We start from the raw sequence: 7,755 nt of genomic DNA on the forward strand, positions 1-7,755 counted from the left end.
CAGGGGCCTCGGCGCCCCTGGAAGCGATTATACCGAGTCTCGCGGCACGGACGTTTTTCTGAAAACGCCCCGTTACCAGCTTTTATGCACAGCACCGACGTTCGTACGCGGCGCATTCGGCACACGGCGCTCGACGATGCTCGCGCCCGCCGACGTGAACGAACAGCTGCGCGCCCACCAGCCACGCTGCTTGGCCGCCGACACCACGGCATAGGCGGCGTTCATCGACTCGCAGATGCAAAACGTCGCCGACCCGCTTCCCGAAAGAAGCACGCACGGCTCGCCGGTGCGGTCATCGCGGGCCACGCCGCCCTGCTCCTGCAGCCAGCCTCTCACCTCGGCAAGCTCGGGCAGCACCGTTTCAGACGCAGGGGCCAGATTGTTATGCAGCAACACGTCCTGCGCGCGCTCGGCCGAAACGCCCTGCGCCTGAACGCCGCTCTGAACTGCGCATTCGTCGAACGCACGATAAGCCGCCGCCGTCGAAACCCCTTCGTCGGGGCGCACCAACACCACAGGGGCGTTCATAGGCTCGAGCGCGCGCTCGAACGCGTCGCCGCGATCGCCCAGAAGCGCGCAACCGCCGCGCAGGAAAAACGGAACGTCGGCGCCGAGGCGCGTCGCCACGGCAAGCGCGCGCTCGTCTTCGGACTCGATGCCGAACGCGCGGCATGCCGCCAGAAGCGCGGCCGCAGCGTTCGAAGAACCGCCGCCCAAGCCGGCCGCGTGCGGAATGTGTTTGTCGATATGCACGGAGAAACGGTAGCCCGCCTCGGAAAGGCCGCATTCTTCGGCAAGCGCGACGATGGCCTTATGGGCGATGTTGTCTTCGGACGCGATCGAAAGTTCGTCGACGCCGCCATGCGCCGTGCAGCGCACGTCCACCTCGAGCGGAGCGTCTTCGGCAAGGCGCTCGCACGCCACCGTCAGCGTGTCATGCAGCGTGAGCGCATGCATCACCGAATAAGCGTCGTGGTAACCGTCGTCGCGCTTCGCCCCGATAGACAAATGCAAGTTCACCTTCGCCGGCGAAAAAACCGTCCACGTCTGATTCATCGATTCCTCTCTTTCAGCTGCCTTTCTCCGCGGCGTTCGGCGAAGAAATCCCTCAGCAATGCGACGCATTCGCGCTCGAGCACGCCGGACGTCACCTCGAAGGTATGGTTGAGGCGCTCGTCGGCATGCACGCGATACAACGACCCCAGGGCGCCCGCCTTATCATCGGCCGCGCCGTAGACGCAGCGCCCGATGCGCGCCTGATGCATAAGGCCCGCGCACATCACGCAGGGCTCGAGGGTCACATACACCGTGCAATCGGGAAGACGCCAGCGCTCAAGCTCGCGCGAGGCCTGCACCACGGCGCTGAATTCGGCATGGGCGGACGGGTCGCAGTCGGCCTCGCGATGATTGCACGCCTCGGCGATCGCCTCGTTTTGACACGCCACCACGGCGCCTATGGGAACCTCGCCCGCGGCGGCCGCGCGGCGCGCCTGCTCGATCGCCAAGCGCATGAAGCGCTCGTCCTGTTCGATCAATTCGTCTCTGCCTAGCGGAAACCCCGTCGAAGACACTGGGTACCATGGCTCGATCATCTGCGAAAACGCTCCTTTTCGGCCGAATCGGAACGCCGAGCGCGTCCCGCGGAAGGCGAACCGAGGCCCCTCGCGTCGAAGCGCCGCCTCTCGTTCATGACGCCTTCCATTATAAAAGACGGCCGGAACCGCCCCGCATCGTCACCGAAAACGCACCGCCGCCACGCGAGCCCGATGCGGCCCCGAAGCGGGCGGACGCGCCCGAAGGCGCCCCGCATAGGCCGGCCGCGGCGCGGCGCAGGCTTCGCGCCCCTTCGGCAGCAAACGCCCTTCGGCGCGCGAACGACGCCACGCAGCCCGGCAGCCCGCCGCAAGCCGCATCCGTCACGAGAGCCGAAGACGCGGCGCGAAAACGGGTGCGCAGCCGAAGCGCCCTGCGAAAAGCAAAAAAGAACGCCCGCGGCGCACGCGGGCGTTCTTCTACAAGGGGGACTGAGTCGGAAGCTATCCCTGATAGCTGTTGCCGAGGAGTTCGATCACCTGACCGTCCGTCAAGTCGCGGTGATAGAACATGCTGTAGAAGTTCTTGGTCTCTTCGACGATGTCGATGTCATAAGCCTCGGGATACAGCAGGTTGGCCAGCCACTGCAGGCCGATGAAGCGGTTCACCGCCGGCGGACGGTCGAGCCACGAAAACGGGGTCTGGCACATGGTGTACACGCGACCGTCCTGGACCGCCTTCACCGTGGACCAGTTCGGGTCCGTACGAATCAGCTCGTCGGAGCCGCCTTCGAAGCGCTCGGCATCCCATGCGATGATGACCTCGGGGTTCCATGCGAGCACCTGCTCGAGGGAAACGGGGGTCTTGCCCTTGCCGCCCTCGGCTTCAAGGTCTTCGGCGACATTCTTGGCGCCGGCGAGTCTGAACACCAAGGCGTGCGAGGAAGACGTGGGCTCGGTCTGCAGGCCTTCGGGACCCTCGGCGTAGTACACGCTGACGCGCTGGTCTTCGGGAACGGTGGCGACGGCGGCAGCCACGTCGGCGGCAACCTTGGTGCAGTAGTCGGCCATCTTCTTAGCCTCGTCCTGCTTGCCCAGGATCCGGCCCAGCACCTCGTAGCAATGGGCGGTCTTGTCGAAAGAACCGTCGATCACGACCACGGGGATGCCCGTCTGGTTCTGCAGGTCATCGGCATTGGTGGCGTCTTTCTCACCCGGCTCGACCGTAGTCACCGAAAAGACCACCTGAATGCCCGCAGCCATAATAGCCTCGGGATTGAGGTCCTTGCCGCCGGCCAGGGTGCCCAGATTCGGCAGGTCGACGATATCGGCGGGCAGGTTGGCGAGCTCCTGTTCGGTGAAGTCCATCGTAGTGCCGGCGCACAACTCGGGCGCCAGCGTGAAGCAGAAGATTTGGCCTGCGGGGCTCGTGTAATAGATCTTCTCGAGCTGCTCGGCAGCGGGCAGCGTCACCGTGCGGCCCGCATCATCGGTCACCGTCTGCTCGGTGGCAACGGGCTGTGCGGCAGCCTGCGGCTCCGCCTCAGAAGCGGGCTCGCTTTCTCCCGACGCGCAGCCGAACAGGGCTGTCGAAAGCGCCAGACAACCGGCGACCGCGAAGGCCGCCGCGCCCTTCATCGGTTTTTTCATTCCATTCCCCTTCCTTGCGGACCCGATACCCCCGAGCCCGGTCTGCCCGCCCGCTCGCGAACACGATGAGCGCCACGTATGAACGGCTCCGAAAACCGCGAAATCCCTCGATCCTACCGCGTCGTTCGCATACGCGATTATTCGCAAGCGAGAATAATAAAGCCGAGTGTAATCTCAGTGCGCCGATTCGTCCAGTCTTTTATCCTCTTGTGCAAATATTCTTTTTCGCGAATAATGTAACGGCACCAAAGGGGATGAGCGGCTCCGTCGCTCAGCAAGGAGCATCGCGTGAACCACCATACGGAACGTCCAAAACGCCGCGCCCAGCGCGCCGAAACGGGGGAAATGCCTTCCGTCGACGACGAACTCGCTGAGCAAAAGCTCGGCAAACCGCTTTCCATCTGGGCAAAGGCGGGCATTCTCGTCGCCCTTCTCGCCATCATCGTCGCATCGTTCTCGGTAGGCAAATATCCCATCCCTCCAAGCGAGCTGGTTCCGGCCGTCTTCAACAGCATCTTCAACCCCGAAGCGGTCGACCTTCAGACGCAAACCGCCCTGCTCAACATCCGCCTGCCACGCATTCTCGTGGTCGTGATGGTAGGAGCTGCCCTGGCCGCCGCGGGCGCCGCGTACCAGGGAATGTTTCGTAACCCGCTCGTCTCGCCCGACTTGCTGGGCGCCTCGGCGGGTGCAAGCCTGGGCGCCTGTCTGGCACTCGTCCTCGACATGCCTTCCACCATGGTTCAGCTGTTCGCCTTCGCAGGCGGCATGGCCGCCGTCGGGTGCGTGGTATGGCTCAATCGCGTAATCAGATACGACGAACTCCTCGGGCTCGTGCTCGGCGGCATTCTGGTCTCGACCCTGTTCCAATCGGGTGTTTCCCTGCTTAAATTCCTCGCGGATTCGAACGACAAGCTTCCTGAAATCACCTTCTGGCTCATGGGCGGCTTCTCCCGAGTCGACCAGAACGACCTGTTCGCCATCATCCTTCCCATGGTCGCCGGCTTCGGCGTGCTCATGCTTGAACGCTGGAAGCTCAATGCGCTGAGCTTCGGCGAAGAAGAGGCCCGCAGCCTCGGTATCAACGTGTCGCGCGTGCGCCTCGTCGTCATCTTCGCATCGACGTTGATCGTGTCCGTTTCCGTGGCCGTTTCGGGCGTCGTGGGCTGGGTCGGCCTGGTCATTCCGCATCTCGCGCGCGCGATTGTGGGGCCGAACTACCGCGCCCTCATTCCGGCATCCATGTTCATCGGCGCAAGCTATCTGCTGCTCGTCGACGACCTGTGCCGCATGCTGCTCAGCCTCGAGATGCCCATCGGCGTCCTTACCGCCATCATCGGCGTTCCGTTCTTCATCGTGATCTTCAAGCACAACATGAAGGGGTGGTAATCGATGCCGCTCGTTTCGAATACGCAGGCCTCCGCCGAATGCGCACGCGATGCCATGGAGGCGCACACCGATGCGCCGCTTCTCGACGTGCAAAGCCTGACCTGCGGCTATCACCGCAAGACGATCGTCCATGACGCGGCGTTTCAGCTCGACCGCGGGCAATTCGCCTGCATCATCGGCACGAACGGCTGCGGCAAGACCACGCTGCTCAAAACGATTCTCGGCCTGCTGCCCCCCATGGGCGGAAGCGCCCTCATCCACGGAAAGAGCGTCGCATCGCTGAGCGACGCGGAGCGCGCACGGCACATCGCCTACATTCCGCAGGCGCATACGCCGCCGTTTCCCTTTTCCGTCGCCGACGTGGTGCTTATGGGCAGAACGCCGCACATTGGACGCTTTTCGGGCCTTTCGCACAAAGACAAGCGTGTGGCATGGGACGCGCTCTGCATGCTGGGCATCGAGCATCTCGCCGAGCGCACCTACACGAAGCTTTCGGGCGGCCAGCAACAGCTCGTATTGATCGCGCGCGCCCTTGCCCAGCAGCCCGAGCTGATCGTCATGGACGAACCCACGGCAAGCCTCGACTTCGGCAACCAGCAGATCGTGCTTTCGCGCATGAAGGAGCTGTCGAACCGCGGGGCCACCGTGCTCATGGTGACGCACGACCCCGGCCACGCCGTATATTGCGCCGACACGGTCGTCGTCATGAAAGACGGCGGCGTCTCCTGCGTAGGGACGCCCAACGAGATCATCACCGAGGAACGCATGGAGGCGATCTACCAGACGCCCATCCATGTCGCAGACGTCGACGTGGACGGAACGTCGCGTCGCGTCTGCATTCCGCTCTAACGAATCCCGGCGGCCCGACGCCGCCACGACGAAGGGCTCTCGCCCTCGGAAAGGAACGATATCGATGGAGAACACGACGCACACCGACCCGTGGGAGCTCTACGACAGGCTGATCGACGGCGTGCCTGAAGGCATCGCCGTGCGCGATTACAGCCTCGGCCTGCATTGGACCTATCTCGACGCCGAATGCGGATGCGGCGTAGCCTGGACCATGAAAGGCGGCAAGATCGGATCGCGCAAGCATCCCGACCTGCGCGGGAGCGACCTGAAAAGCGTTGCGCGCCTCGCGAAAAGCTGGAACTTCGAGGAAGCCACCCTGGGCGTGGCCGCCCTGAACGCCTGGTATTCGCGCAAAGAACTGCTCGATCCTTTGGGAGCCGTCTACGAAGCGCCCAAAGCCCTCGCGCGCGACGAACGCAAGCGCGAAGCCTTCGGAGAGTTCACGCCGCACATGAAGGGCGGCAAGGTCGCCGTTATCGGCCACTTCCCCCACGTCACCGAGCTGGCCGAGCGCTGCGACGAGCTCACGGTGCTCGAGCGCTCCTGCAGCGAAGGCGACCTGCCCGACCCCGCATGCGAGTACGTGCTGCCTTCCCAGGACGTCGTGTTCATCACCGGCACCACGACGACCAACAAGACCCTGCCCCGCCTTCTCGAGCTGTCGCGCGATTCCCTGTGTATCCTGACGGGCCCGAGCGTGGTGGCGTCGCCCATCCTGTTCGACTACCACGCCGACGTGCTGGCGGGCAGCGTCGTGAACGACCCCGAGAAGACCTCGTTCGCCGTGCGCAGCGGCCAGGGAAGGCTGTTCGGCGAAGCTGTCCAGATGATGCGCGTCGTCAAGCCGGGCCTCGAACTGAACCTGCAGGACTAGTCCGCCGGCCAGCGCAGGCGCCGAACCGAAAGCGCGGCGGCAGGCGGAAAGACGTCGCGGCAGTCGGCGGCAAGTCAACCTATATCAAGATGCTTCGAGCGCGGCAGCAGACAGAAGGGCGCGCGGCAGTCGGAGCGGGGGCTTGACCGGCTCGCATTGCGAGATGCCGCCCAAGCCCCCGCAACGAGCGCAACCCCACCGCACATCGCGGCCGCAAGGGTTCCAAGGCGAAAGCCGCGCCCACGGACGACAAGGAAGGAATATCGATGCTTCTGATACTGACGGGCAACGTTCAAATCGGCAAAACCCGCTGGCTTCAAAAGGCGGTCGGCAAGCTCGAAGCGACCGGCGTCGGCTGCAGCGGCGTGCTTGCGCCCGGCGTCTGGGTCAAGCACGACGACGGTTCGCTCGAGAAAACAGGCATCGACAACCTCTTGCTGCCGGAGCATGAACTCGTCCCCTTCGCACGACGGGCAGACCTCGCCGAGCAGGACGGAAACTTCGTCGCGGAAAGCCAGGCGGGACGGGCTCGCCTGCGGTGGCACATATCGGACGACTCCATCGCCCACGTCAACAACCACTTCCGTACGCTGAAAGACGGCATCTCCCGCCTTGGCTCGTCGAAAAACGTCCTGTTCGTCGATGAACTCGGACAGCTCGAGCTTCTCCGTGGAGAAGGGCTCACAGAAGCTATCAGTATGCTTGAGCAAGGTCCCTGCGGCGTATACGAGCACGCCATCGTGATCGCTGGCGACAAGTTCGGGCTTCCCGAGCGCACCGAAGAGCTTTTCAGCGATATGTGGGGAGGAAGCACGCGCATCGCCCCCGACGACGAAGCCTGGAAAACCTGGATAGAGCCGCTGCTCGCAGACGCGAAAGACCGCTAAAGAGCTGCGCAGCAACCGCTAAGCGCACATGCCCCGCCTCTCTCGCAGAGGCGGGACTTTTTTTCGGTTTACGGGATAAAAGGGGCTTCGGACATAATTCCGTACAGAAACGGAGGTCCGCCATGAAAGTCATCTACACCCACGAACAGAAGCGGAAAGCGGCCACGGCCGCCCTTGAACGAGGGCGACACCGATCGCAGGCAAGAAAACGGGCAAAACGAGCCAGACGCAACAATCCTCAACCACAAAAAAGAAGCGGTCTCTCCGCCGATTGCAATCGCCGTCGCACCCTAGCCAAGCAACGCGAACAAAGCTTCGCCAGAGACCCCGAACGTCGCCGGAGTCCAGAACGAAAAAGGCTCGCCCTGCCATCGAATGCAGAGCGAGCCTTTATGCAATCAAAAAAGGAAGGGGCCCCGAAGGGCCCCTTCCAGGCGCGAAGCGCCACGCGCGAGCGCGACGACCCTGCCTTCCGCGGACTACACCGCAGTACGTCGGGCGATGGCGGGCTTAGCTGCCGGGTTCGGCATGGGACCGGGCGATCCCCGCCTCCGTGGTCGCGCTCGCGCGGGGC

The 7,755-nt window shown here is 63.8% G+C and carries 7 protein-coding genes and 1 rRNA gene; 4 read left to right on the plus strand and 4 right to left on the minus strand.

The window, feature by feature from the left end; genetic code table 11:
- Positions 1 to 72: 72 nt before the first annotated feature.
- The 3 genes from DMP07_RS07210 to DMP07_RS07220 form a co-directional block, all read right to left on the minus strand.
- On the minus strand, positions 73 to 1,020 hold the full coding sequence (locus DMP07_RS07210; protein WP_244594919.1) for a 4-(cytidine 5'-diphospho)-2-C-methyl-D-erythritol kinase: 948 nt from the start codon (positions 1,018 to 1,020) through the stop codon (positions 73 to 75).
- Positions 1,021 to 1,052: 32 nt separating this feature from the next.
- Positions 1,053 to 1,592 (minus strand): tRNA adenosine(34) deaminase TadA, encoded by a 540-nt coding sequence (gene tadA / locus DMP07_RS07215; protein ID WP_123198471.1) that lies wholly within the window; start codon positions 1,590 to 1,592, stop codon positions 1,053 to 1,055.
- 444 nt (positions 1,593 to 2,036) lie between these two features.
- Positions 2,037 to 3,182: an ABC transporter substrate-binding protein gene (locus DMP07_RS07220; RefSeq protein WP_123198472.1), complete on the minus strand. Its 1,146-nt coding sequence runs from the start codon at positions 3,180 to 3,182 to the stop codon at positions 2,037 to 2,039.
- Positions 3,183 to 3,470: 288 nt separating this feature from the next.
- Here DMP07_RS07220 and DMP07_RS07225 point away from each other — a divergent pair, with 288 nt between their 5' ends.
- The 4 genes from DMP07_RS07225 (at position 3,471) to DMP07_RS07240 (ending at position 7,181) form a co-directional block, all read left to right on the plus strand.
- Positions 3,471 to 4,571, plus strand: coding sequence for a FecCD family ABC transporter permease (locus DMP07_RS07225; protein WP_244594921.1), 1,101 nt, complete (start codon positions 3,471 to 3,473; stop codon positions 4,569 to 4,571).
- Between the two features lie 54 nt (positions 4,572 to 4,625).
- Positions 4,626 to 5,420, plus strand: coding sequence for an ABC transporter ATP-binding protein (locus DMP07_RS07230; RefSeq protein WP_123198487.1), 795 nt, complete (start codon positions 4,626 to 4,628; stop codon positions 5,418 to 5,420).
- Between the two features lie 64 nt (positions 5,421 to 5,484).
- Positions 5,485 to 6,294 carry a Rossmann-like domain-containing protein gene (locus tag DMP07_RS07235; RefSeq protein ID WP_123198474.1) on the plus strand — a complete coding sequence of 270 codons (810 nt, stop codon included), beginning with the start codon at positions 5,485 to 5,487 and terminating at the stop codon, positions 6,292 to 6,294.
- A gap of 266 nt (positions 6,295 to 6,560) precedes the next feature.
- Positions 6,561 to 7,181: a nucleoside-triphosphatase gene (locus DMP07_RS07240; RefSeq protein WP_123198475.1), complete on the plus strand. Its 621-nt coding sequence runs from the start codon at positions 6,561 to 6,563 to the stop codon at positions 7,179 to 7,181.
- A gap of 451 nt (positions 7,182 to 7,632) precedes the next feature.
- Here DMP07_RS07240 and rrf read toward each other — a convergent pair.
- Positions 7,633 to 7,746 (minus strand): 5S ribosomal RNA (gene rrf, locus DMP07_RS07245).
- Positions 7,747 to 7,755 lie beyond the last annotated feature (9 nt).

The organism is Slackia faecicanis (assembly GCF_003725295.1).
In the GTDB taxonomy this organism is placed as follows: Bacteria; Actinomycetota; Coriobacteriia; order Coriobacteriales; family Eggerthellaceae; genus Slackia; species Slackia faecicanis.